At 71.5% G+C, this 23673-nt stretch carries 13 protein-coding genes, 3 tRNA genes and 1 pseudogene; 9 read left to right on the plus strand and 8 right to left on the minus strand.

Annotated elements, in window-relative coordinates:
- The 5 genes and pseudogenes from GA0115240_RS31305 to GA0115240_RS31325 all read left to right on the plus strand — a co-directional run.
- Nucleotides 1-3336 (plus strand): annotated as a pseudogene (locus GA0115240_RS31305) (hypothetical protein); the annotation flags it as partial.
- Entirely contained in the window at nucleotides 3312-5519 is a 2208-nt protein-coding gene (locus tag GA0115240_RS31310) for a hypothetical protein (protein ID WP_093741975.1), read from the plus strand. The pseudogene GA0115240_RS31305 and the gene GA0115240_RS31310, both read left to right, overlap by 25 nt.
- A gap of 70 nt (nucleotides 5520-5589) precedes the next feature.
- Entirely contained in the window at nucleotides 5590-8946 is a 3357-nt protein-coding gene (locus tag GA0115240_RS31315) for a right-handed parallel beta-helix repeat-containing protein (RefSeq protein ID WP_093741977.1), read from the plus strand.
- 116 nt (nucleotides 8947-9062) lie between these two features.
- Nucleotides 9063-9137 (plus strand) — tRNA-Asp (locus GA0115240_RS31320).
- Nucleotides 9138-9141: 4 nt separating this feature from the next.
- A tRNA-Phe gene (locus tag GA0115240_RS31325) sits at nucleotides 9142-9215 on the plus strand.
- 65 nt (nucleotides 9216-9280) lie between these two features.
- Here the strand turns inward: GA0115240_RS31325 and GA0115240_RS31330 are convergent.
- A complete protein-coding gene (locus GA0115240_RS31330) occupies nucleotides 9281-10294 on the minus strand; it encodes a hypothetical protein (protein WP_093741979.1) in 1014 nt (337 codons plus the stop codon).
- A gap of 148 nt (nucleotides 10295-10442) precedes the next feature.
- Between GA0115240_RS31330 and hrpA the strand changes: the two genes are divergently transcribed.
- Together hrpA and GA0115240_RS31340 are read left to right on the plus strand one after the other, a co-directional pair.
- On the plus strand, nucleotides 10443-14438 hold the full coding sequence (hrpA, locus tag GA0115240_RS31335) for an ATP-dependent RNA helicase HrpA (protein ID WP_093741981.1): 3996 nt from the start codon (nucleotides 10443-10445) through the stop codon (nucleotides 14436-14438).
- A gap of 56 nt (nucleotides 14439-14494) precedes the next feature.
- A tRNA-Asp gene (locus tag GA0115240_RS31340) sits at nucleotides 14495-14570 on the plus strand.
- 991 nt (nucleotides 14571-15561) lie between these two features.
- Here the strand turns inward: GA0115240_RS31340 and bldC are convergent.
- Both bldC and GA0115240_RS31350 read right to left on the minus strand, forming a co-directional pair.
- Nucleotides 15562-15768: a developmental transcriptional regulator BldC gene (gene bldC, locus GA0115240_RS31345; RefSeq protein WP_033321412.1), complete on the minus strand. Its 207-nt coding sequence runs from the start codon at nucleotides 15766-15768 to the stop codon at nucleotides 15562-15564.
- 525 nt (nucleotides 15769-16293) lie between these two features.
- Nucleotides 16294-17139: a hypothetical protein gene (locus GA0115240_RS31350; protein WP_093741983.1), complete on the minus strand. Its 846-nt coding sequence runs from the start codon at nucleotides 17137-17139 to the stop codon at nucleotides 16294-16296.
- A gap of 228 nt (nucleotides 17140-17367) precedes the next feature.
- Between GA0115240_RS31350 and GA0115240_RS31355 the strand changes: the two genes are divergently transcribed.
- Together GA0115240_RS31355 and GA0115240_RS31360 are read left to right on the plus strand one after the other, a co-directional pair.
- A complete protein-coding gene (locus GA0115240_RS31355) occupies nucleotides 17368-18507 on the plus strand; it encodes a Leu/Phe/Val dehydrogenase (RefSeq protein ID WP_370673392.1) in 1140 nt (379 codons plus the stop codon).
- A 313-nt stretch (nucleotides 18508-18820) separates the two neighbouring features.
- Nucleotides 18821-19084 carry a DUF3073 domain-containing protein gene (locus tag GA0115240_RS31360; protein ID WP_093741987.1) on the plus strand — a complete coding sequence of 88 codons (264 nt, stop codon included), beginning with the start codon at nucleotides 18821-18823 and terminating at the stop codon, nucleotides 19082-19084.
- Nucleotides 19085-19161: 77 nt separating this feature from the next.
- Here GA0115240_RS31360 and purM read toward each other — a convergent pair whose 3' ends face one another.
- The 5 genes from purM to GA0115240_RS31385 all read right to left on the minus strand — a co-directional run.
- Nucleotides 19162-20232, minus strand: a complete 1071-nt coding sequence (purM, locus tag GA0115240_RS31365; protein WP_093741989.1) for a phosphoribosylformylglycinamidine cyclo-ligase — start codon at nucleotides 20230-20232, stop codon at nucleotides 19162-19164.
- A 47-nt stretch (nucleotides 20233-20279) separates the two neighbouring features.
- On the minus strand, nucleotides 20280-21797 hold the full coding sequence (purF, locus tag GA0115240_RS31370; RefSeq protein WP_093741997.1) for an amidophosphoribosyltransferase: 1518 nt from the start codon (nucleotides 21795-21797) through the stop codon (nucleotides 20280-20282).
- Nucleotides 21798-22043: 246 nt separating this feature from the next.
- Nucleotides 22044-22847: a maleylpyruvate isomerase family mycothiol-dependent enzyme gene (locus GA0115240_RS31375; protein ID WP_093741991.1), complete on the minus strand. Its 804-nt coding sequence runs from the start codon at nucleotides 22845-22847 to the stop codon at nucleotides 22044-22046.
- Between the two features lie 145 nt (nucleotides 22848-22992).
- Nucleotides 22993-23196 (minus strand): DUF4177 domain-containing protein, encoded by a 204-nt coding sequence (locus GA0115240_RS31380; RefSeq protein ID WP_093741993.1) that lies wholly within the window; start codon nucleotides 23194-23196, stop codon nucleotides 22993-22995.
- Between the two features lie 162 nt (nucleotides 23197-23358).
- Nucleotides 23359-23673 (minus strand): DUF3592 domain-containing protein (locus GA0115240_RS31385; protein ID WP_346268002.1); only part of this gene is annotated, 315 nt, incomplete at its 5' end.

Genomic DNA, 23673 nt, shown 5'->3' on the forward strand with positions numbered 1-23673 from the left:
CCGGCGCCGCCCCCGGTCCCGCGCGGCACGAACAGCAGCGTGCCGCTGCGCGGCCTCGGCAGCATGGACCGGGTCACCAATCTGGACCTCAGCGGCTTCCACGGCATGCTCGACTCGATGGGGCACCGCGCCTTCGGCGGCGACTGGAAGAACGTCCGGTCCGGGGTCTCCTCCTGGTACCACCTCAACCGGGTGCGCGGCGCGCTGCCCGGCATGACCCAGCACAGTCCGCTCATCCGCACCGAGTTGTCCGGGCCGGGCTCCAGCACCAAGACCTCGCTCACCGCGGACATCGAGCGGCTCACCTTCCGCCGGGTGATCACGCCGCTGTCCAGCCCGAGCACCGAGGTGACCCAGGGGTCGGCCACCACGACCACCCGCAACCGGCAGTTCGGCGAGCAGGCGGCGCTCGGCGGCCGGGGCGGCGACGTGGCCGGCGGCCCGGTGCTCGGCGAGGTGATCGGCGGCGTCACCAAGACCCTGCGTGACGGCGACCGGGTACGCAACCAGGAACGCGTCGTCGTCGCCACCAAGTTCGACCAGCCGATGGCGATCTTCGACGGCTGGGTGCGGCTGGACGGCACGATGACCGGCTCCAAGTCCACCGTGCACGAGTCCGGCCTGTTCCCGGTGGAGATCGCCATCCCGCTCACCGAACTCCAGGGCTCGCGCGACCACGACTCGGTGCTGCCGCCGACCTTCACCCGGGACCACCCCACCGGTTTCGTCGACGAGCCGCGCCCCAAGCCGGCCCCCGACCCGGTCGACCTCACCCGGCCCGCGAATCCCGACACGCGGACCGGCTTCGGCCACCAGGGACCGCGCACCGACCCGCGCGGCAAGGGCCTGTTCAAGAACCTCTTCACCGGCTCGAAGGGCGCGGTCAACGCGACCACCCCGCGTACCTCCTCGGGTCCCGTTCGCCCCGACGCGATCGCGCCGAACCGCACGTCACCCGTGTCGGCGGCCAAGCTCCAGGCGTCCGCCCAGGGCCCCGACATCATCGAGACGCGCGAGGACGCCGACCGCCGCCCCCGGACCGTCGGCGAGACCCCCGCGGTGCTCACCGACGCCGCCGACGGCACCGCGCCCGCGCGCCGGACCGATCCCCCGCCGCCGCGACTGGACTGGACCCCGCCCCCGGCCACGAAGAATCCGCCGCTGCCACCCGCCCACGCCGCGGAGGAAAGCTGGCACCCCTCGGACATGCTGCTCGGTGTCGACCCGGCCAGCGGCCTGTTGGAGGCGATCCGGCACGATCTCGCCCCGGCCCTCGGCAGCGGCCTCGACCACGCGATGACCGGGGTCTCCGACCAGTTCGGCCCGCATGTGCTGTCCGCCCGGCTCACCCACGAGTCCGGCCGGGAATGGAGCCACGACATCCCGGTGACCGGCGGCCGGCTCACGGTCAAGGTCCGGCCGATCCGTGAGCAACAGGCCGAGTACGTCGGCACGTCGAAGAAGTTCGAGACCGACATGTCCACCGAGTCGCAGTCCTCCACGGCGCACATCCACGACAACGTGCTGCGTACCGTCGCCGGCGGCCGGCTCCAAGTCCCCATCCCGCACGGCTCGGTGACCGTGCAGGTCACACACAGCGGCTCGGTGCGCCCCAAGGACACCGTGGCGGCCGTCGACCACGGCGCCGGCCAGCTCACCGACGCGGGCGGCGAGGGCACCACCGGGGAGACCGAGGAACGCATCCCGCTGCGGGTCAAGACCGTCGAACCGCACGACCTGTTCCGGCAGCCGATCCGGTTCGAGATCAGCTACGAACAGCACTTGGGCGCCAACCTCCTGCGGGGCGTCCCCGAGGCGCCCGAACCGGTGCGGCTGCACGGTGTCTTCTCCTATCCGAAGCACACCCCGGCCGCCACCGAGGCCGCCGACGGCCCGACCGACGGCGCCGCGCCGCACCCGCGGATCGAGGTCGAACAGGTCGTACTGAAGGTACGGCCGCATCCGGCACCGAACCCGGTCCCGGCACCGAACGCCGCCCCGTTGCCCGCCCCGCCGACTGGCGGCGCCGACCGGCGCACCCCCGACGAGGACCTGGTGGCCACCCACATCCTCGACGCGATGGCCGGCCGCGGCACCGAGGTCTTCGGCGACAAGTGGCCCCGGGTCCGGGCCGAACTCGCCCCGCACGTCAAGACGATGGCCATCCAGCGCGGTCTCGGCGACCACAGCCGCGGCAGCACCAGGACGATCACCCTGACGTCGGTGAGCGGCGGCCGGGTCGTGCTCGGCGCGCACGTCGACACCATGGACCCGGCCGACTCCAACGCCACCAGCGAGTTCTACAGCGGCGGCCAGCAGGTGCAGACCTCCGGCGTGTCCAACACCAAGTCCAGCAACTGGCAGGGATACGTCCAGGTCCAGGGCGATGTGCTGCCCAGCGGCGACGCCGTCAACCTCTCGCTGCTCGGCCGGGTCGACGGCGGCGTCGGCAAGGAGACGCTCAACACCCGTACGGAGAACTCGGCCACCGGTCTGCTCTTCCGCAAGAAGGTGCCCTCGCTCACCCATGTCGGCACCGCCACCGTCGAGGCGGAGATGAGCCGGCCGACCGGCCTGTTCGGGCTCGGCGAGCAGCGCATCAGCCGTACCGGCACCGCCCAGGTCGACTTCATCACCCGCGAGTCGCCGACCGACCGGCAGGATCACGCCCGGTACGCCCCGCGCCCGGGGATCATCCAGGACGGGCGGAATCCCCACCGCGGCCCCAACCCGCCCGAGCGCGGCCTCAGTCCCCACAGCATCGTCCGCAAGATCACCGACGGCGCCGCCTTCCGGACCCGGACGCTGCGCAACCTCCGGCAGGAGTTGGGCCGGCTGAAGATGTCCCGCCTCGACGGGCATGTGACGAAGTCGCTCAGCGACACCCGGCTGGAGCGCAGCCTGCCGGCCATGACCCGCGACGGGGCGGAGGTCGAGCTGTTCCGGCACGGCTCGCTGCGCATCACCGGCCGCGCCGATGTCCGGCGGCTCGACTACCGCACGATCGAGCACGAGGGCGGCAACGCCAACGTGCTCAACGAGGTCAACCAGATCGGGGTCAACCAGCCCATCCGGGCCCGTGATCTCGGCCTGCGCTTCCTGCTGGGGCCGCACTGGAAGCTGCCCGGCTTCCAAGGGACCCTGCTGGCCGGCGGCGGCGTCAACGGCCGCCAGCGCTTCGGTTCGTCCTTCGCCCAGGCGGCGAGGTCGCCGCCAACGCCAAGTTCGCCCGCCCCTACGCCATCTTCGACGGCAGCACCCGGATCATCCTCACCGCACACGACGGCGCCACCGCGCATGTCCTCCCGGGTGTGGACGTGCACGGCCCGATCATGATCCCGCAGTCCGAGACCCACCCCGTCGAGCCGCCGGCCCCACCGGCCTCTCCACCCAATTCCCCGCCCAAGTCCCCGCCCGCGCCACCGAAACCGGACGGCCCCTCCACCTCGGCCACGGTCCCCGAGCGGGACCCGGCCCTCCCGGAGCAGGACAGGCAGCCGGACAAGCAACCCGACGAACTGCCCAGAGAGCAACCCCAGGTGCCACCCCGGACTCAGCTCGACGAGCAGATCGTCGTCCCGCACAGCACGGAGACCTCCCGCGATCTCGACGCGGCCCTCGCCCGGCTGCGGAACCTCAACCGGCAGGACTCCGACGACGAGGAGGACGAAGGCGACGCCGATTCCGACTGGGACGACGAGCCGCCGGCGCCGCGCAACGCCGTGCTCGCGCCCGCGCCCACGCACAGTCTCGACACCGCGCTCGCCCGGCTGCGGCAGCTCCACCAGCGGGAGTCCGACGACGAGGACGAGGACCACTCCGGCTCCGGCTCCGACTCCGACTGGGACGACGAGCCGGCCTCCCCGCCGGCCCGGCAGCCGATCCCCTATCGCCTGATCGTGCGCACCCCGCCACCCGACGCATCGGAGCCGGTGCGCGACGCGACGCCGGAGCCGCACGAGCGGCACACCGACGACGAGCCGTTCATCGCCGGCGACCACCACAGCGTGGCCGAGCGGCACGACGAGCACGGCGCGGACGACCACCACGCCCAGGAGGCCGCCCCGCAGCATGTGCCCGAGCCGCCGCTGGCCTCCCTTCCGGCCGGGCCGTTCGAGGCGCGGACCCTCTGGCCGGCCGACCCGCCGCCGGACCTCGACCTCGTCGTCAACGGAAACACGTACCACCCGCTGTCGTACGAACGCGACGACCCGGCGACCGACCCCGCGGACGTGTGGCAGCTGCGGATGGACGCCCACGAGGACCAGGCGGAGCGGGCCGCGCACCGGCTCGACCTGATCCTCGAACGGGCCCGGCAGACCGTGGCGACGCGCGATCCGGACGATCCGGAAGCCCAGCGGGCCAACCGGCTGCTCAGCACCGAGTCGAATCTGCGCTACGACGGCTGGCGGCCCGAGTACCGCAGCGAGTTCCTCCAGATGCAGATGCGGCTGGACGAGAGCGGCATCCTGGACGGACTGCCCCGCCAACTGGTGGTGAACGACCGCTGGTTCACCGAGGAACTTCGCGACGAGCCCACCCCGTGGGCGCTGGTCTCCCCGGACGACCCGACCGGACCGATCGGCGGATCGCTGCGCGGCGGCGGCGAGGCGAGCGTGTCGCAGCGGTTCTACGCCTGGCTGGACGAGAACGGCGGCGACAGCAGCATGCTCGGCGAATGGGCGGCCAGCCAGGGAGGCGGCTCGATCACCTCCGAGGCACAGCGGTTCAAGGTGCTGATGAGCTTCTTCCGCCCGTCCCGCGATGAGGACGGCTACTTCATGAACCGGCTCAACAGCACCTTCCACGACCCGGAACTCGACCTGCCCCGCCTCGGCTTCCCCGCCGCCTATCTACGGAGCGTGGCGGCCCAGCACGCCTTCACCCACGAGATCCTGCGCCGGGTGGACATCCCCAACGTGGACCGGCAGCGCGGTGTCGTCCAGCTGATGCGGCTGGAAGGCCGCAACCTGCTGCAGGACTACAACGAGGGCACGACGATGACCCCGAACGCCGAGGTCCGGATGCGCCGGGGCCCCGCGGAGTCCTTCAGCCTGATGGCGCCCTACAAGGACCCCACCGAGGAGCACCACACGCTCGGCCCCTTCTGGGTGACCTCGCAGGAGGTGCCCCTGCACCGGATCTTCGGGACCTACTTCCAGAGCCGGGCGCTGACGCCGGACGACCCGGCGGATCGTTCGCTGTTCTACGGGGAGTCGGAGAACGAGTTCCTGACCATGGGCGAGGGCGCGCCGGTGATCTTCCACGGGACGAACACGCCCCCGGTCCTGGCGCGCCACCACACGCACGGCGGCGGCCACGGCTCGGCCGATGCCGAGTCCGCGCCCCAGGTGGAGCCCCCGATCCTGCCCCCAGTCGTACCGCAGGTCGTACCGCACGTCGTCCCTCAGGTGGTGCCCCCGACCGGCCCCCGAGTCGGGTCGCTGTCGGACCACATCACTGCCATTCTGATGGGCGACGACGAACCCGCGGTCACCGGCCCGGTGGGCGGACCGTGACCCGTATCGTGCTCCTCAGCAGCACCGAACCACCGCACCACCTGGCACCAGGACTTGAGGAGGACCGGCCGTGGCACGTCAGCTTCTGACCGTCGGCCCGGACGGCGAGGGCGAGTTCCGGACGATCACGGAGGCGCTGTCGCGGGCCCGTTCCGGCGCGGTCATCAGCGTGCGACCGGGCGGTTACGCCGAGGCGCTGACCGTGCGGACCCGGGTGACGATCGTCGCCGACGGCCCGCCCGGCAGCGTGCGCATCGAGCCGGTGCGCGGCACCGCCGTCACGCTGGCCGCGGACGCCGTGCTGCTCACCGAACTGGTGCTGCGCGGCGGCGAGGGCGACCTGCCGGTGGTCGACGCGGCACGCGGCCAGGTCGCGTTGGAGGGCTGCGAGGTCGTCGGGGCCGGCTGGACCGCGGTGCTCAGCCGCGGCGGCGGCTCGCTGGCCATGCGCAACTGCCGGATCACCAACCCGATGGGCGCCGGCATCGTGGAGACGGCCGAGGCGGGCAGCGTCATCGAGGACTGCGTGCTGGAACACCTGGGCACCTCCGCCATCGTGATCAGCGAGCAGGGCCGGGCCACCGTGCGCGGCTGCACGCTGCGGGACGCGCGCGGCAACGGCGTCCTGGCCAACGGCAATTCGCGGGGCTCGGTGGAGGACTGCGAGATCTCCTCGACGGACAAGCCCGCGCTGGCCCTCGAAGGGGCCACCGCGGTGACCGTGGCCCGCACCTCGGTGCACGGCGCGGCGGTCGGCGCGTATCTCGCCACCTCCAGCCGCACCACGCTGTCGGAGGTGCGGATCAGCGACACCGGTGGCCACGGGATCGTCGTCGCGGGGGGCAGCGACCCGCAGGTGACGGCCTGCTCGACCGCCCGCACCCGCGGCGGCGGCCTGGCGGTGGCCGGCCGGTCCCGCGGCACCTACACCGACTGCGAGTTCACCGGCGCCGCCGGACCGGCCGTGCACATCGCCGAGTCCAGCGCCCCGGTGCTCGTCGGAGCGCGCGTCGCGGACTGCGAGGGCATCGGCGTGCTGCTGGTCGAGGAGTCGGCGGCCGAGTTCGACCGGCTGACGGTGGCCGACACCGGCGGCATCGGGATCGCGATCCGGTCCGGCGCCAATCCGCTGGTGCGCCGCGCGCAGGTGATCGGCAGCAAGGGGCCCGGCGTGCTGGTCGCCGAGGACGGCCGGGGCCGCCTGGAGGACTGCACGATCGACAGCACGAAGGCACACGGGCTGCGTACCGAGGGACACGGCAATCCGCACGTCGGCAACTGCGTGATCCGCGGCGCGGGCAAGTCCGGGGTGTCGATCGGCGCCCGCGGCCTCGGCTCGCTGCGCGACTGCGAGGTCACCGGCTCGGCCGACTCCGGGGTCACGGTGGAGGACGGCGGCGAGGTGTCGCTGGTCCGGATCCGGCTGACCTCCTCGGGCAAGCACGGTGTGCTGGTCGCCGCCGGGGGCCGCGCCACCCTGAACGGCTGCGAACTGGCGGACAACGGCGGCGACGGCATCCGGGTGGACAGCACCGAGCAGGTCACCGTGACCGCCTGCACCGTCCGCGCCAGCAAAGGCGCCGGGCTGCGGGTCGCCAAGCCGGGCCCGCGGCTGGCGATCTCCGACCTGACGAGCATCGACAACCGCAACGCCGACGTGTGGCCGGGCGCCACCGCGCTCGGCACCGACGGGCAGCCCGCGGCCGGCCCGGACGGCCAGCCCGCGACCGGCGCCGAACCGGCCGCCCCCCAGGGGCCGTTCGCCGAGCTCGACGCACTGGTCGGCCTGGCCGGCGTCAAGCATCAGGTCAACACGCTGGTGAACCTCGGCCGACTCGCCCAGCGCCGGGCCCAGTTGGGCATCCCCGCGCCGCCGATGAGCCGCCACCTCGTCTTCGCCGGCCCGCCCGGCACCGGCAAGACCACGGTGGCCCGGCTGTACGGCAGCATCCTGGCCGAACTCGGCCTGCTGCCGTCCGGGCACATCGTGGAGGTGTCCCGCTCCGACCTGGTCGCCCAAGTCATCGGCGGCACCGCCATCAAGACCACCGAGGTCTTCGAACGCGCCCTGGGCGGCGTGCTGTTCATCGACGAGGCCTACACCTTGCTGTCCGACAGCAAGGGTTCGGGCGCCGACTTCGGCCAGGAGGCGATCGACACCCTGGTGAAGCTGGTGGAGGACTACCGCGACGAGGTCGTCGTCATCGTGGCCGGCTACTCCCGGGAGATGCGGGACTTCCTGGCCGCCAACCCGGGTCTGGCCTCCCGCTTCACCCGGGCCATCGACTTCGACAACTACTCGGTGGACGAACTCGTCACCATCACCGAGAACATGTGCGCCGCCCACCGCTACGTCCTCGACCCGATGGCGCTGCAGGCGCTGCATCTGCACTTCACCCGGATGAAGCGCGACGCCACCTTCGGCAACGGCCGCGCCGCCCGCCGGGTGTTCGAGGAGATGGTGGACCGGCAGTCCTTCCGGCTGGCGTCCCTGCCCGAAGCCACCGAGGCCGACCTGCTGCTGATCCTCCCCGAGGACGTCGGCGAGGAGGAGGCGGCCGAGGTCCGCGGCGGCGAGCGGGCCGCGCCGGGCGACTCCGACGTGCTGGCCAGGCTGCGCGGCATGATCGGCCTGGGCGCGGTCAAGCGGGAGGTCGGCGGCATCCTCGACCTGCTCACCACCGCGCGCCAGCGCCAGGCGGTAGGCCTGCCCACCCCGAAGGTGAGCCACCACCTGGTCTTCTCCGGCCCGCCCGGCACCGGCAAGACCACCGTCGCACGGCTGTACGCCGACCTGCTCCGCTCCTTCGGCGTGCTCCCCCGCGGCCAGCTCGTCGAGGTCGCCCGGGCCGACCTGGTCGGCCGCTACATCGGGCACACCGCCCAGCTCACCACCGAGGCGTTCGAGAAGGCGTCCGGCGGGGTGCTGTTCATCGACGAGGCCTACACCCTCACCCCGGAGAACTCCCCGCAGGACTTCGGCCGGGAGGCGGTGGACACGCTGCTCAAACTGATGGAGGACCACCGCGACGACACGGTGGTGATCGTGGCCGGCTACCCGGCGGAGATGGAGCGCTTCCTCGCCTCCAACCCCGGCCTGGGCTCCCGCTTCCCCCGCCATGTGCGGTTCGAGGACTACACCACCGCCGAGCTGATCGAGATCATCAAGGAGATGACCGGCACGGCCGGCTACAAGTGCTCCCCGGCCACCGTGGAGGCCCTGCGCGACCACCTCGACACGGTGCCGCGCACCCGCTCCTTCGGCAACGCCCGCCTGGCCCGCCAACTGGTGGAATCGATGATGACCCGGCAGGCCGGCCGGCTGGGCAGCGTCGCCACGCCCGACCTGGAGGCGCTCACCCTGCTGCTTCCCCAGGACCTCCCCTACGCCGGCGACCAGGACCCCGCCAGGGGTCTGATACGCTGATCCAGCGACGTCAAGATACCTCAGCGTGACCGATCCGTCACACAGAGGCAGCGAATAACGGTACGGAGCACGCGGGATTCTGTGTAAGAATTGTCCCGCGACAAGGCACAAAGCAAGGTCCTGTGGAGCAGTTTGGAGTGCTCGCCACCCTGTCAAGGTGGAGGCCGCGGGTTCAAATCCCGTCAGGACCGCTGCGGCTGGGTAGCTCAGTTGGTACGAGCGACCGCCTGAAAAGCGGTAGGTCGCCGGTTCGACCCCGGCCCCAGCCACCGCACGACGTAGGGCCCGTCCTCGGACGGGCCCTACGTCGTATCCGGGCTCGCCCGCTCCCCCGTCACTGCGCGGCCGGGGTGCGCCGGGGCCAGAACCAGAAGACCGCGGTGGCCACCGCCGCCCAGACGGCCAGCACCGCGAACGGAAAGACATGCTGGCGGCTGTGGAAGTACACGGCGGTGTGCTGCGCGTTGACATTGGCGCCCGGCGGCAGCCAGCGGCCGATCCTGCCCAGCACCGACGGCAGCAGCGGCCAGGAGACGGCGCCGCCCGACGACGGGTTGCCCAGCAGGACCAGCACCCCCCAGGTGGGCACCACGGCCCAGCGGCCGAACACGCTGTTGAACATCATGAAGACCATGCCGGAGGTGAACATGGTGAAGGCCAGAATCAGCCAGGACTCGGTGAACGGCAGCCGCAGCGCCCCCAGCAGCCAGTCCACCGTGGCGGCGATCGCGAATGCGCCGAGCAGCGAGTACCCCACGACGAAGGCGATCAGCTCCTGCCGCTTGAGACCCTTGGCGTTCACGCTCAGCTGGATCGCGCCGAGGAAGCCGATGATCACCGCGGCCAGCGACACGTAGAAGAGCGCCAGACCGCGCGGATCGCCCTTCTGCAGCGGGTTCAGGTCGTGCACCGCGATCCGCAGGCCCTGCTGGGCCGACACCCGGGGCGCCGTCTGGGCGAGCAGCTGGGCGACACTCGAACCCGAAGCCGAGGAAACGAACAGCTGCGGGCTGCGTCCCGGACCGCGCTCCTGGAGGATCGCGAAGACCTTCTGGTCCTCCACCGCGTTCCGGGCGCCGGCGAGGTCGTCGTAGTGGTGCAGCTCCAGCGCCGCGCCCAGCGCCTTCTCCATGCCCACCACGAACCGGTCCCGCTGCGCCCGCCCGATCGGGAGCCCGGTGACGGCGGTCGGGATGTGCCGCGGGGTGGGATTGGCCATGGCGTAGGTGTACGAGCCGGCGAAGAGCCCGGCCGCGGCGGCGATCAGCACCGCCATCACGCAGGCCGGGAGATAGGGTGAGGAGCGGAACGCCGTCCAGCGCCGCCGCCACGACCCGCCCGCGTCCATGCCCTCACGCTAGGCGCGGCGCCCCCGCCCCACCCGGCACACTGGGCCGCATGGACCACACGCAGGGCCCCGACCGGCCGACCCTCCGCCGAACCCCCCGGAAATGAGTTCGCCGCCGCCCGCCGCCGGATGCGATGCTGGATCGCGTATGTCTACCCAACCCTCCCCCGCCCCCTCCTCCGCTGAGCTGGCCCGACGCCTGTCCGCGCTGACCCTGCGCGACGAGCAGCGCCTCAGTCGCCGGCTGGACGGCGCACGCCGTGTCCGCAAGCCCGAGGCGCGGGCCGCGGTGCTCGCCGAGATCGCCAAGGAGCTGGACAAGGGCGAGCTGCGGCTCGCCGCCCGCCGGGCCGCCGTCCCCGAGGTGACCTACCCCGAGCAGCTCCCGGTCAGCCAGAAGAAGGACGAGATCGCGGCCGCCATCCGCGACCACCAGGTGGTGATCGTCGCGGGCGAGACCGGCTCCGGCAAGACCACCCAGATCCCGAAGATCTGCCTGGAGCTGGGCCGGGGCGTGCGCGGCCTGATCGGGCACACCCAGCCCCGCCGGATCGCCGCCCGGACCGTCGCCGAGCGCGTCGCGGAAGAGCTGCGCACCCCGCTGGGCGCGGCCGTCGGCTGGAAGGTCCGCTTCACCGACCAGGTCAGCGACTCCACCCTGGTCAAGCTGATGACCGACGGCATCATGCTCGCCGAGATCCAGACCGACCGCGAGCTGCGCGCCTACGACACGATCATCATCGACGAGGCGCACGAGCGCAGCCTCAACATCGACTTCATCCTCGGCTACCTCGCCCAGCTGCTGCCGCGCCGCCCGGACCTGAAGGTCGTCATCACCTCGGCGACCATCGACCCGCAGCGCTTCTCCCGGCACTTCGGTGACGCCCCGGTGGTGGAGGTCAGCGGCCGTACGTACCCGGTCGAGGTCCGCTACCGGCCACTGCTCGAAGAGGTCACCGAGAACGCGGCGGACGCCGACCGCGACCAGATCAGCGCGATCTGCGACGCGGTGGACGAGCTGCAGGCCGAGGGCCCGGGCGACATCCTGGTCTTCCTGTCCGGCGAACGGGAGATCCGGGACACCGCCGACGCCCTCGACAAGCACCTGACCCGCGGCGGCAACGCCATACGGTCCGGCACCGACATCCTGCCGCTGTACGCGCGCCTGTCCTCGGCCGAGCAGCACCGGGTCTTCCAGCAGCACTCCGGCCGCCGGGTCGTGCTGGCCACCAACGTCGCCGAGACCTCGCTGACCGTCCCCGGCATCCGCTACGTCATCGACCCCGGCACCGCCCGGATCTCCCGCTACAGCCACCGCACCAAGGTGCAGCGGCTGCCGATCGAGCGGATCAGCCAGGCCAGCGCCAATCAGCGCAAGGGCCGCTGCGGCCGTACCTCGGACGGCATCTGCATCCGGCTCTACGACGAGGACGACTTCCTCGCCCGCCCCGAGTTCACCGACCCGGAGATCCTGCGCACCAACCTGGCCTCGGTGATCTTGCAGATGACCGCGGCCGGGCTCGGCGACATCGCCAAGTTCCCCTTCATCGACCCGCCGGACAGCCGCAACATCAAGGACGGCATCCAACTGCTGGAGGAACTCGGCGCGCTCGACCCGCAGCAGAAGGACCCGCGCAAACGCCTCACCGAGACCGGCCGCAAGCTCGCGCAGCTCCCGGTGGACCCCCGGCTGGCGCGGATGGTGCTGGAGGCCGACCGCAACGGCTGCGTGGCCGAGGTGATGGTGATCGCGTCCGCGCTGTCCATCCAGGACCCGCGCGAGCGCCCCGCCGACAAACAGGCCCAGGCCGACCAGCAGCACGCCCGCTTCCGCGACGAGACCAGCGACTTCCTCGCCTTCCTCAACTTGTGGGCCTATATCCGCGATCAGCAGAAGAGCCTGTCCTCCTCCGCCTTCCGCCGCATGTGCCGCGGCGAGTACCTGAACTACCTGCGCATCCGGGAATGGCAGGACATCTACAGCCAGTTGCGCGCCGTCGCCAAGCAACTGGGCATCGACATGCGGGAGTCGGACCGGTCCGAGCAGGCCGCCGACCCGCAGCGGGTGCATGCCTCGCTGCTCGCCGGGCTGTTGTCGCACCTGGGGCTGAAGGACACCGACAAGAACGAGTACCTGGGCGCCCGCAGCGCCAAGTTCGCGATCTTCCCCGGCTCGGCGCTGTTCAAGAAGCCGCCGCGCTGGATCATGTCCGCGGAACTGGTGGAGACCTCCCGGCTGTGGGCCCGGGTCAACGCCCGGATCGAACCCGAGTGGGTCGAACCGCTGGCCCAGCACCTGGTCAAGCGCACCTACAGCGAGCCGCACTGGGAGAAGGACCAGGCCGCGGTGATGGCCTACGAGAAGGTGACCCTCTACGGCGTACCGCTCATCGCCCAGCGCAAGGTGAACTACGGGCGGATCGACCCCGAGGTCTCCCGCGAGCTGTTCATCCGCAACGCCCTGGTCGAGGGCGACTGGCGCACCCACCACCAGTTCTTCCAGGACAACCGCAAACTGCTCGGCGAGGTCGAGGAGTTGGAGCATCGCGCCCGGCGGCGCGACATCCTGGTCGACGACGAGACCCTCTTCGACTTCTACGACGCCCGGCTGCCGCAAGAGGTCGTGTCCGGCGCCCACTTCGACTCCTGGTGGAAGAACAAGCGGCGCGACGAACCGGAGTTGCTGAACTTCGAGCAGTCCATGCTCATCAACGAGAACGCGGAGGCGGTCACCAAGGCCGACTACCCGGACTCCTGGCGGCAGGGCGCACTGAAGTTCCGGGTGACCTACCAGTTCGAGCCGGGCGCGGACGCGGACGGCGTGACCGTGCACATCCCGCTCCAGGTGCTCAACCAGGTCAGCGCCGACGGCTTCGACTGGCAGATCCCCGGGCTGCGCGAGGAAGTCGTCACCGAGCTGATCCGCTCACTGCCCAAGCCGATCCGCCGGCACTACGTACCCGCGCCGAACTACGCCAAGAAGTTCCTGGACCGGGCGGTCGCCGGCCCCGACCCGCTGCCGTTCGTGCTGGCCCGGGAGTTGCGGCAGCTGGTCGGTGTGCCGGTGTCCGCCGAGGACTTCGACCTGTCCCGGGTGCCCGAGCACCTGAAGATCACCTTCCGGGTGATCGACGAGCGGCGCCGCAAGATCGCCGAGGACAAGGACCTGGACGCGCTGCGCCTCCGGCTCAAGCCGAAGACCCGCGAGGCCATCACCCGGGCCTTCGAGCGGACCGCGGACCCGGCGCTGGCCGGCCTGGAGCAGCGCACCGGCCTCAAGGACTGGACCGTCGGCACGCTGCCGCGCACCTTCGAGGCGCGCCGCTCGGGGCAGCCGGTCAAGGCGTATCCGGCACTGGTGGACGAGGGCGATTCGGTCGCGGTCCGGCTGTTCGACACCGAGCCGGAGCAGGCCGAGGCGATGTGGCGCGGCACCCGGCGGCTGATCCTGCTGAACGTCCCGGTCAATCCGGCGAAGTTCGTCGCGGACCGGCTGTCCAACCAGCAGAAGCTCGCACTGTCCCGCAATCCGCACGGCGGCATCCAGGCGCTGTTCGAGGACTGCGCGACGGCCGCCGCCGACCGGCTGATCGCCGCACACGGCGGACCGGCCTGGGACGAGACGTCGTACCGCAAGCTCTACGAGGCGGTGCGGGCGGAGCTGGTGGAACTCACCGTCCGCGGTGTGGAGCGGGTCCAGCAGGTGCTGGCCGCCTGGCACTCCTGCGAGCGGCGGCTGAAGGACACCACCAGCCTGGTGCTGGTCGCCAACCTGCAGGACGTCAAGGAACAGCTGGCCGCGCTGATCCACCCCGGTTTCGTGACCGACACCGGCCTCAAACGGCTGCCCGATCTGATGCGCTACCTGGTGGCGATCGACCGGCGCCTGCAGCAGATGCCGACGGGTGCGGCGCGCGACACCAGCCGGATGGACAAGGTCCGCGAGATCCAGGCGGAGTACGCCGACCTGCTCGCCGCCCGGCCCCCGGGCCGGCCGCTCCCGCCGGCTGTCCGCGACATCCGCTGGATGATCGAAGAACTCCGGGTCAGCTACTTCGCCCACGCGCTGGGCACGGCTTTCCCGGTCTCCGACAAGCGCGTTTTCAAGTCCCTGGACGAGGCATGGGCCCTCACCCGCCCCTGATCCGCTTCCCGTTCGACCCCACCCCCTGACCTGCTGTAGAGTCTGTCTCGCAGCGAGGTCCTGTGGAGCAGTTTGGAGTGCTCGCCACCCTGTCAAGGTGGAGGCCGCGGGTTCAAAATCCCGTCAGGACCGCATTTACGGAAGGCCCGCCCCGGTAACGGTCGCGGGCCTTCCGCACACCCGGCCCCCCGCGCAGGCCGCGCCCGCGGCGCCAGCCGCCGAACAGACACAGCAGATCCCGTCAGGACCGCATTCGCGCAAAGGCCCGCACCGGCGACGGTCGCGGGCCTTCCGCACGCCCAGCCCCCCGCGCAGGCCGCGCCCGGCGGCGCCAGCCGCCGAACAGACACAGCAGATCCCGTCAGGACCGCATTTGCGGAAGGCCCGCCCCGGTAACGGTCGCGGGCCTTCCGCACGCCCGGCCCCCGGCGGCGATCGAGGCGGCCCTCCTTTCCCATCCCCGGCCCCCGGCGCCGTCGAGGCGGGTCTTTCGCGTGTTCCGGGGCGGGGCGGTCATATGCCGCCCGCAGGAGCCCCGGCGGGGGCGATGCGACCCGGAGGCGCTCCCGAGGCCCGTACGGGCCGTACAAGTCCCGCCAGAGACGCGAGAGTTGAGCCCCGAGCCGGGGCGGCGGCCAGGGGCCCGGCGGGCGGTCGATCCCGGTGGTCGGCCGGCCCCGGCCGCCATGAACCTTCCCCCGGTGGGAGGTTCATTACCGTACGGGCCGGAAGATCCACAAGCGCACAGAGATGTGACGGGAGTCACTGAAAGTCGTTCGCCAACAAGGGAATCCCAGGCCCTCCGGAAGGGTCCCGATTTAATATGTGCCATTGCACTCATGAGGGGGACGACTCCGGCGTTGGCGAGCAGGAGCCCCCAAGACCCCACAGACCCCGCGTCCCCCGCCCCCGCAGACCGCCGCAAGCCACCCCAACGGCACAAAAAAGGGACCGCATCGAACCCGGCGGAGTCCGATGCGGTCCCGTGGAACCGTCATGCTGTGGAGCGGCAAAAAAGTGGAGCTGAGGTGCTCACCCGCCGGCCTCCCTGATGGGGGCAGGCACACCGTCGGGTGGGGCGGTCAGATGGGGTGGGGGCCCCTTAAGCCGCCCAAAAGGGCTGTCAGGCCTCGGTCCGCTGCTGCGGAATGCCCGCCAGCAGTGCGCGGACCTCCGCCTCGCGGTACCGGCGGTGGCCGCCGAGCGTGCGGATGGACGTGAGCTTGCCTGCCTTGGCCCACCGCGTGACCGTCTTGGGGTCGACGCGGAACATGGTCGCGACCTCGGCAGGGGTAAGCAACGGCTCGGCATCAGGGGTGCGAGCGGTCATGAGCGGCCTCCTCGAGAGAACCGAACCAACGCGGTTCTTTCCTCTAAATTCTGCACCTTGACCCGCGTTGCCCGAAATGGCGGACGCGGGCCGAGTCGGTAATAGGACGAACGGCTTGTCCTCGGCACTACAACTACACCATCCGTCCAGCCACGTCGGCCAAACCGATGGATTTGCCCTCTCAGGTGTTCAACCTCGACGGAAGCCGATGGACCATGCCATAGCGGACAGTCACACCAACGTGACGATCAGTCACAGCTCGATCATCCGCAACATCCCCACCTTTGAATCGAGTCCGAGGTGGACCTGATGTCCCATTTTGGCATGACAGATGGTGATGTTGGCAAGACCTAACTCATGTGCTCTGCGTCACGCTTGGGCCATTCTTGACCGTGAGGGCGCCTCATGGCCACTCGCGCCCGCGCCAACGGGCATCCGGCCCGAACGGATCACGCCGGGATCACGCCGGGATCACACCGGGATCACACCGGGATCACACCGGATCACACCGGGCTCACACCGGGCTCAGCTGGAGAACTGGAGTTCGCGTACGGCCCGCCAGCGATCGGTCAGCCGCTCGTACGCCACCCCGGCCGCCGCCGAGTCGCCCTCGCGCAGCGCGGCGAGCCCTTCGGCCACGTCCGCCGCCGAGTGGTCCTCGGCCAGCCGCTCCGCGCCCATCACGTGCACCAGCCCGCCGTAGTCGAGTTCGACCATCGAGCGCGGGTGGAACTCCTCGAGCCAGCGCCCGACATCGATTAGCCCGTCGATCAACGGGCCCTCCTCCAAGGCGTCCTTGAGCACCCGCAGTGCCCGCGCCACCCGCCGCCGGGCCTGCACCATCGGCGTCCGGTAGCGCAGCAGCGGCTCTTTGGACTCGCCCGCGCCGGCGGGCTCGTACTCCCGCTCGTCCTCACCGACCAGCGCGAACCAGCGCACCGGCACGTGCCAGGTCGCCGAACGGATCCACGGCCGCGCGTCCGGATTGCGCTCCCGCCACGACTCGTGGTCGGCGGCGGCCTGCAGCCGGACGACCGGGGGCAGCATCGCGTCCAGCACCGACTCGGGCAGCAGCGCGCCGGCCTGCTCCATGGCCAGCCAGCCGCGCAGCCGGGTCCGCCAGGGGCAGATATGGGTCACCCCGCCGATGACCGCCACGAAGGCGTCCCGGCTCTCGTGCACCGGCACCGCGATCGGCGGCACCGGCACCAGGTCGGCCAGCGACTGGCGCAGTTCGTCCTGTGCGGTGCGAACGGCACCCGCCGCCGCGTACCGGTACCAATGCGTGCGTTCGGGCTCGGGGAAGGCCGCCAGAGGCTCGTAGACCCGCAGATACGCCGCGTACGGCACCACACCCGGAGAACCGCCCACACCTGCTCCCTCGCCGCCGTACGAACCACCCGATCGTCCCACGCGGCAATGCCTCCCGGAGGTGATCCCGGCCACTGCGAGCGGCCATTCGATCCGCACCCCATGATCAGCCCCGCAGGGCCTACGCTGAGCGCAACAAGCCCTCCGCCACCCTTACGGGGGGCGTCTAGCCCGACAAGTGACCGCACTACGCATCACTGGGACCACTGGACTATGGGAGTCACCACCGTGACCGACGTACGACAGACCGGCCGGCCCGACACTGCTGTCGTGGCCGAAGGTGTTCTCGCCAAACTGTTCCGATCGGAGCAGGGCGGGCACGAGCAGGTCGTTCTCTGCCAGGACCGCGCCTCCGGCCTGCGGGCCGTCATCGCGATCCACTCCACCGCCCTGGGCCCGGCCCTCGGCGGTACCCGCTTCCACGCCTACGCCTCGGACGAGGCGGCTGTGGCGGACGCCCTCAACCTCGCCCGCGGCATGTCGTACAAGAACGCGCTGGCCGGACTCGACCACGGCGGCGGCAAGGCGGTGATCATCGGCGACCCGGACACCCTGAAGTCCGAGGAGCTGCTGCTGGCCTACGGCCGCTTCGTCGCCTCGCTCGGCGGGCGCTACGTCACCGCCTGCGACGTCGGCACCTACGTCGCGGACATGGACGTGGTGGCCCGCGAGAACCGCTGGACCACCGGCCGGTCGGTCGAGCAGGGCGGGGCCGGCGACTCCTCGGTACTGACCGCCTTCGGTGTCTTCCAGGGCATGCGGGCCGCCGCCGCGGCCCAGTGGGGCGAGCCGTCGCTGCGCGGGCGCCGGGTCGGCATCGCCGGTGTGGGCAAGGTCGGCCACCACCTGGTCGAGCACCTGCTGGAGGACGGCGCCGAGGTGGTGATCACCGATGTGCGCGCCGAGGCCGTGGACCGGGTCACCGTCCGCCACCCGGCGGTCACCGCGGTGCCCGACGCCGACGTACTGGTCCGTACCCCGCTGGACGTCTACGCCCCCTGCGCGCTCGGCGGCGCGCTGGACGACGCCACCGTGGCCGCCCTCACCGCCACCGTGGTGTGCGGCGCGGCCAACAACCAGCTCGCCCACCCGGGCGTGGAGAAGGATCTCGCCGATCGCGGCATCCTCTACGCGCCCGACTACGTGGTGAACGCCGGCGGCGTGATCCAGGTCGCCGACGAACTGCACGGTTTCGATTTCGACCGGGCGAAGGCCAAGGCGACGAAGATCTACGACACGACCGCGGCCATCTTCGAACGGGCCACGGCCGACGGCGTGCCCCCCGCGGTCGCCGCCGACCGGCTCGCCGAGCAGCGGATCGCGGACCGGACGTCGGCTGCCCACTGGCTGGGCCGGGCCACCGCCTGAGGGCCGGTTCAGCCGCCGGTTCCACCCCCGGTCTCCCCCGGCTTCCCCCCTGGTTTCGGCCCGGCGTGACCGATAGCACGACCCGATAGCAAGTTCGCGCTAGAAGAAGGTAAAATCGGGCCTGACCAGGCAGGACGGGCCTGTGAATGGTGCCTGTTCCGACGCGTGTCGTGCGGGCGGCGTACCGTGTGGCGTCGGAAGCAGGTACCGTTGAGGCCCTACGGACCGGTCTCCCCTCCGGGAGACCGCTCCGATTCATGAACGCGTGTCAAGACTCGGGGCCGTTGAGCCCCGCCGTTGAGGGGGTCGAGCCATGGGGCGCGGCCGGGCCAAGGCCAAGCAGACGAAGGTCGCCCGCCAGCTGAAGTACAACAGCGGCGGCACGGATCTCTCACGTCTGGCCGAAGAGCTGGGCGCATCGCCGTCGAGGCCGGTTAATCCGGCTCCTGTCGAGGACGATGACGACGAGAACGAAGACGACCCGTACGCTCAGTACGCGGATCTCTACAACGACGACGATGATGACGAGGACGAAGACGAGTCCCAGCAATCATCGTCGCAGCGCCGTCGCGCTTGACGCCGCCGCTGCCATGACGTCCACCCGGTCCGGGCCCGCCCGGACCGGGTTTCGTCGGCTCTCGTCGAGCGGGTGGGTCAGCTCGTCGCGTACTCCCCGGTCAGTTCGGCGGCCGGCGAGCCGCTTTCGCGTGCCCTGATCTCCCCGGCGACCCAGGCCGGTGTGCCCCGCTCGTCCAGTGCCCGCAGCGTCGCGTCCACCGACTCCGGCGGCACCACGGCGACCATGCCGACGCCCATGTTCAGGGTCTTCTCCAGCTCGGGCCGCAGCACGCCGCCCAGCCTGCCGACCAGGTGGAAGACCGGGTCGGGGCTCCAGCTGGAGCGGTCCACGGAGGCGTGCAGCCCCTCGGGCAGGACCCGGGCCAGGTTGTTGGCCAGTCCCCCGCCGGTGATGTGCGCGAAGGCGTGCACCTCGGTGGCGCGGGCCACCGCCAGGCAGTCCAGCGCGTAGATCCTGGTCGGCTCCAGCAGTTCCTCGCCGAGGGTCCGGCCGAATTCCGGCACCTCCCGGTCCAGCTCCCAGCCGGCGCGGTCGAAGAACACATGGCGGACCAGGCTGTACCCGTTGGAGTGAAGTCCGGAGGCCTTGATCGCGATCACCGCGTCGCCCTGGTGAACCCGGTCCGGGCCGAGTACCCGGTCCTCCTCCACCACGCCGGTACCGGCGCCGGCCACGTCGAAGTCGTCCGGGCCGAGCAGCCCGGGGTGCTCGGCGGTCTCGCCGCCCACCAGGGCGCAGCCGGCCAGCACACAGCCTTCGGCGATGCCCTTGACGACGGCCGCCACCCGCTCCGGGTACACCTTGCCGACACAGATGTAGTCGGTCATGAACAGCGGCTCCGCGCCGCACACCACCAGGTCGTCCACGACCATGCCGACCAGGTCGCGGCCGATGGTGTCGTACACGCCCATCCGGCGGGCGATGTCCACCTTGGTGCCGACCCCGTCGGTGGCGGAGGCCAGCAGCGGGCGTTCGTAGCGCTTGAGGGCGGAGGCGTCGAAGAGGCCGGCGAAACCGCCGATGCCGCCGATGACCTCCGGACGGGTGGCCTTGCGCACCCATTGCTTCATCAGGGTGACGGCGCGGTCGCCCGCCTCGATGTCCACGCCGGCGGCGGCGTAGCTGGCACCGGTTGTCTCAGACATGGCTGGCACTTTCGTGTCGATTGCTGCGGGGGTACCGGAGGGGCGGCTCACGGCCGACGCAGTGCGTCCGCCGCGTCCGCTCCACCGGCCAGCTCGGTCTCCAGGAGCTGCTTGCCCAAAAGCTCCGGGTCGGGCAGATCCATCGGGTACTCACCATCGAAGCAGGCCCGGCACAGATTCGGCTTGGCGATGGTGGTGGCCTCCACCATCGCGTCCAGCGAGATGTACGCGAGCGAGTCGGCGCCCATCGAGATGCCGATCTCCTCGACGGTCATCCCGTTGGCGATCAGCTCGGCCCGGGTGGCGAAGTCGATGCCGAAGAAGCACGGCCACTTCACCGGCGGCGAGGAGATCCGCACATGCACCTCGGCGGCGCCCGCCTCGCGCAGCATCTTCACCAGGGCGCGCTGGGTGTTGCCGCGGACGATCGAGTCGTCCACCACGATCAGGCGCTTGCCGCGGATGACTTCCTTCAGCGGATTCAGCTTGAGCCGGATGCCGAGCTGCCGGATGGTCTGCGAGGGCTGGATGAAGGTCCGGCCGACATAGGAGTTCTTGACCAGGCCGGAGCCGTACGGGATACCGCTCGCTTCGGCGTAGCCGACGGCGGCGGGCGTGCCGGACTCCGGCGTGGGTATCACCAGGTCGGCCTCGACGGGGGCCTCTTTGGCGAGCCTGCGGCCCATCTCGACCCGGGAGAGGTAGACGTTGCGGCCGGCGATGTCGGTGTCCGGGCGGGCCAGGTAGACGTACTCGAAGATGCAGCCCTTGGGCCGGGCCTCGGCGAAGCGGGAGGTGCGCAGGCCCTGCTCGTCGATGGCGATCAGCTCGCCCGGCTCGATCTCGCGGACGAAACTGGCGCCGCAGATGTCCAGGGCGGCGGTCTCGGAGGCGACCACCCAGCCGCGGTCCAGCCGGCCCAGCACCAGCGGGCGGATGCCCTGCGGGTCGCGGGCCGCGTAGAGGGTGTGCTCGTCCATGTAGACGAGGCTGAAGGCGCCCTTGACGCGGGGCAGCACCCGCATCGCGGCGTCCTCGACCGACAGCGGGGCGCCGTCGTCGTCGACCTGGCCGGCCAGCAGGGCGGTGATCAGGTCGGTGTCGTTGGTCGCGGCCACCTTCGCGGCCCGGCCCGGGGTCTGCGGCAGGGCGGCGACCAGCTCGGCGAGCTCGGCGGTGTTCACCAGGTTGCCGTTGTGGCCGAGCGCGATGGAGCCGCTGGCGGTGGCGCGGAAGGTGGGCTGCGCGTTCTCCCACACCGAGGCGCCGGTGGTGGAGTAGCGGGCGTGTCCGACGGCGATGTGGCCGCGGAGGGAGCCGAGGGAGGTCTCGTCGAAGACCTGGGAGACCAGACCCATGTCCTTGAAGACGAGGATCTGGGAGCCGTTGCTCACTGCGATGCCCGCGGACTCCTGTCCGCGGTGCTGCAGCGCGTACAGCCCGAAATAGGTGAGCTTGGCGACCTCTTCACCGGGGGCCCAGACACCGAAGACGCCACACGCGTCCTGGGGGCCTTTCTCACCGGGGAGCAGGTCGTGGCTGAGTCGTCCGTCACCACGAGGCACGATCACGAGTCTAGGGCAGGATTGCCCATCGGCCGAACGAGGGACGCGTCCCCGGCCGCGTTCTATGCGCGTCACCCCATGTCAGGCAAGGGGGTGTGATGTACGTCCGGCTCGGCCCGGCGCCTCGTGACGGCGCCGGAGCGCCGGTCGCGGCGGGGCGTTCGGCGGTGAATCGGCGGCCGGCCGGAAACCCTGTGTAACCGGTCACCCGCAGTGGCGGGCGGCGCCCGGCGGACCCGGCCGCCTTCATCCCATCACCGGCAGGTACGGTCCGAGGTCGGCCCGCTCGCCGCTGGCCGCGACCCGGGCGGCGGCCAGTGCCTCGGCCCAGGACTCGCGCCCGGTGGCCAGCCGGATCCAGGTCAGCGGGTCGGTCTCCACCACGTTGGGCGGGGTGCCCCGGGTGTGCCGGGGCCCCTCGACGCACTGGACGGCCGCGTAGGGCGGGATCCGCACCTCCACGCTGTTGCCCGGCGCCGCGGTGGCGAGCGCGTCCGCCAGCAGCCGTACGACCGCGGCCAGCGCCTGCCGGTCCATCGTGACCTCCACGCCGGTCGCCCGGGCCAGGTCGTCGCCGTGCACCACCAGCTCGACCAGCCGGGTCACCGTGAAGTCCAGCGCCCGCATACCGCCGAACGGACGCGTGGTGAGCCGGTCGGTCCGCAGCGCCTCCTGCTGCTGCCCGCCCAGCAGCGCCGCCTCAGCGTCCAGCGCGGCGACCGGATCGGCCGTCGTCGCGGCCGCCGTCCGGGTGGACGCGTCCAGCTGATCGGCGATCGCGGCGGTCGACCGCGCCCAGGCGTCCAGGCCGACGGGCTTCGTCCCGCGCGGCGCCGGCTGCTCGGCGAGGATCACCCGCAGCGCTTCCACCTGCCGCACGATGTGCACCACCAGCAGCCGCACATCCCACCCGGGCAGCCCACTGGGCGCGGCCCACTGCTGGGGTGTCAGCTTCGCGGCCGCCTCCCGCACATGCCCGACCTGCGCGACGAGCGCGGCCCAGGTCCTGCCGGGATCGTACGTACGGGGGCGGCGGCTCGGGGTCGGCATGGGGCGAGCCTAGACCGGTGACCGGCGCCGGGACCGGCGGTCCGCCGCCGCCCGCGCCGCCGAGCAGGTGTGTCCGCCCGGGCCACGCCCGTACCGCGCACTCGGTTCGGGCACGAGCGTGGCCCTCGGCGGGTTCGCGCCGGGATCAGGCCTGGCGCGGGCGCTCGAACGTGATGAGGAGGCCGTCGACAGCGCCGGGACCGATCCGGCCCTTCACCTCGCCGGAGGTGATGTCCTTCAGCGCCCAGCCTTCCTCGGCGTGCTTGTTGAGCGTCTTCTCCAACTTGCCGGCGTCCAGGGCGTCGCCGATCAGCGCCTCCCGGAAGGTGACGACCTTGTACTCGTACATTGCTGTGAGCCCCTCGCTGTTCCGTGTTCATACCGTCGTACGGTCTTACGCGCGTTCGCGTGCGGGGACAGCCAACCATGTCCGGGCGAACGGGAATCGCCGCCGGCGCCGGTGGGCACGCGACGGCACCCGGGCGCCGGGCGCCGGCGCGGTCCGGGCGCTCTACGTCAGCGCCTTCACCGCCACCACCGCGGCCGCCACCCCCGCCAGCAGCATGAAGGCGGCGAAGTACACCTGGCAGCCGTGGGCGCGGCGGTCCTGGGCGGGGTCGGCGGTGAAGACGGCGGGATCCGCGGGGGCGTAGTGGATCACCGGGGCGGCGCCCAGCGAGCGGCGGCGGTTCTTGATGCCGGTGGCGCACAGGCCGGTGACGGTCAGGCCGTCGTGGGTGGTGAAGGTGACCACCGGGGTGTACGTCGTCGTGCTGCTGCCGTTGTCGTCGGTGGTGGTGTGCTCCAGCACGGCGACCACCCGGCC

The sequence above is a fragment of the Streptomyces sp. DvalAA-14 genome (genome assembly GCF_900091855.1).
Classification (GTDB): Bacteria; Actinomycetota; Actinomycetes; order Streptomycetales; family Streptomycetaceae; genus Actinacidiphila.

What these genes read in the sequence shown, in the direction of transcription:
- GA0115240_RS31330 (WP_093741979.1), bottom strand. Translation starts at nt 10,294, where the DNA reads ATGGACGCGGGCGGGTCGTGGCGGCGGCGCTGGACGGCGTTCCGCTCC.
- hrpA (WP_093741981.1), top strand. Translation starts at nt 10,443, where the DNA reads ATGTCTACCCAACCCTCCCCCGCCCCCTCCTCCGCTGAGCTGGCCCGA.
- bldC (WP_033321412.1), bottom strand. Translation starts at nt 15,768, where the DNA reads ATGACCGCTCGCACCCCTGATGCCGAGCCGTTGCTTACCCCTGCCGAG.
- GA0115240_RS31360 (WP_093741987.1), top strand. Translation starts at nt 18,821, where the DNA reads ATGGGGCGCGGCCGGGCCAAGGCCAAGCAGACGAAGGTCGCCCGCCAG.
- purM (WP_093741989.1), bottom strand. Translation starts at nt 20,232, where the DNA reads ATGTCTGAGACAACCGGTGCCAGCTACGCCGCCGCCGGCGTGGACATC.
- GA0115240_RS31375 (WP_093741991.1), bottom strand. Translation starts at nt 22,847, where the DNA reads ATGCCGACCCCGAGCCGCCGCCCCCGTACGTACGATCCCGGCAGGACC.
- GA0115240_RS31380 (WP_093741993.1), bottom strand. Translation starts at nt 23,196, where the DNA reads ATGTACGAGTACAAGGTCGTCACCTTCCGGGAGGCGCTGATCGGCGAC.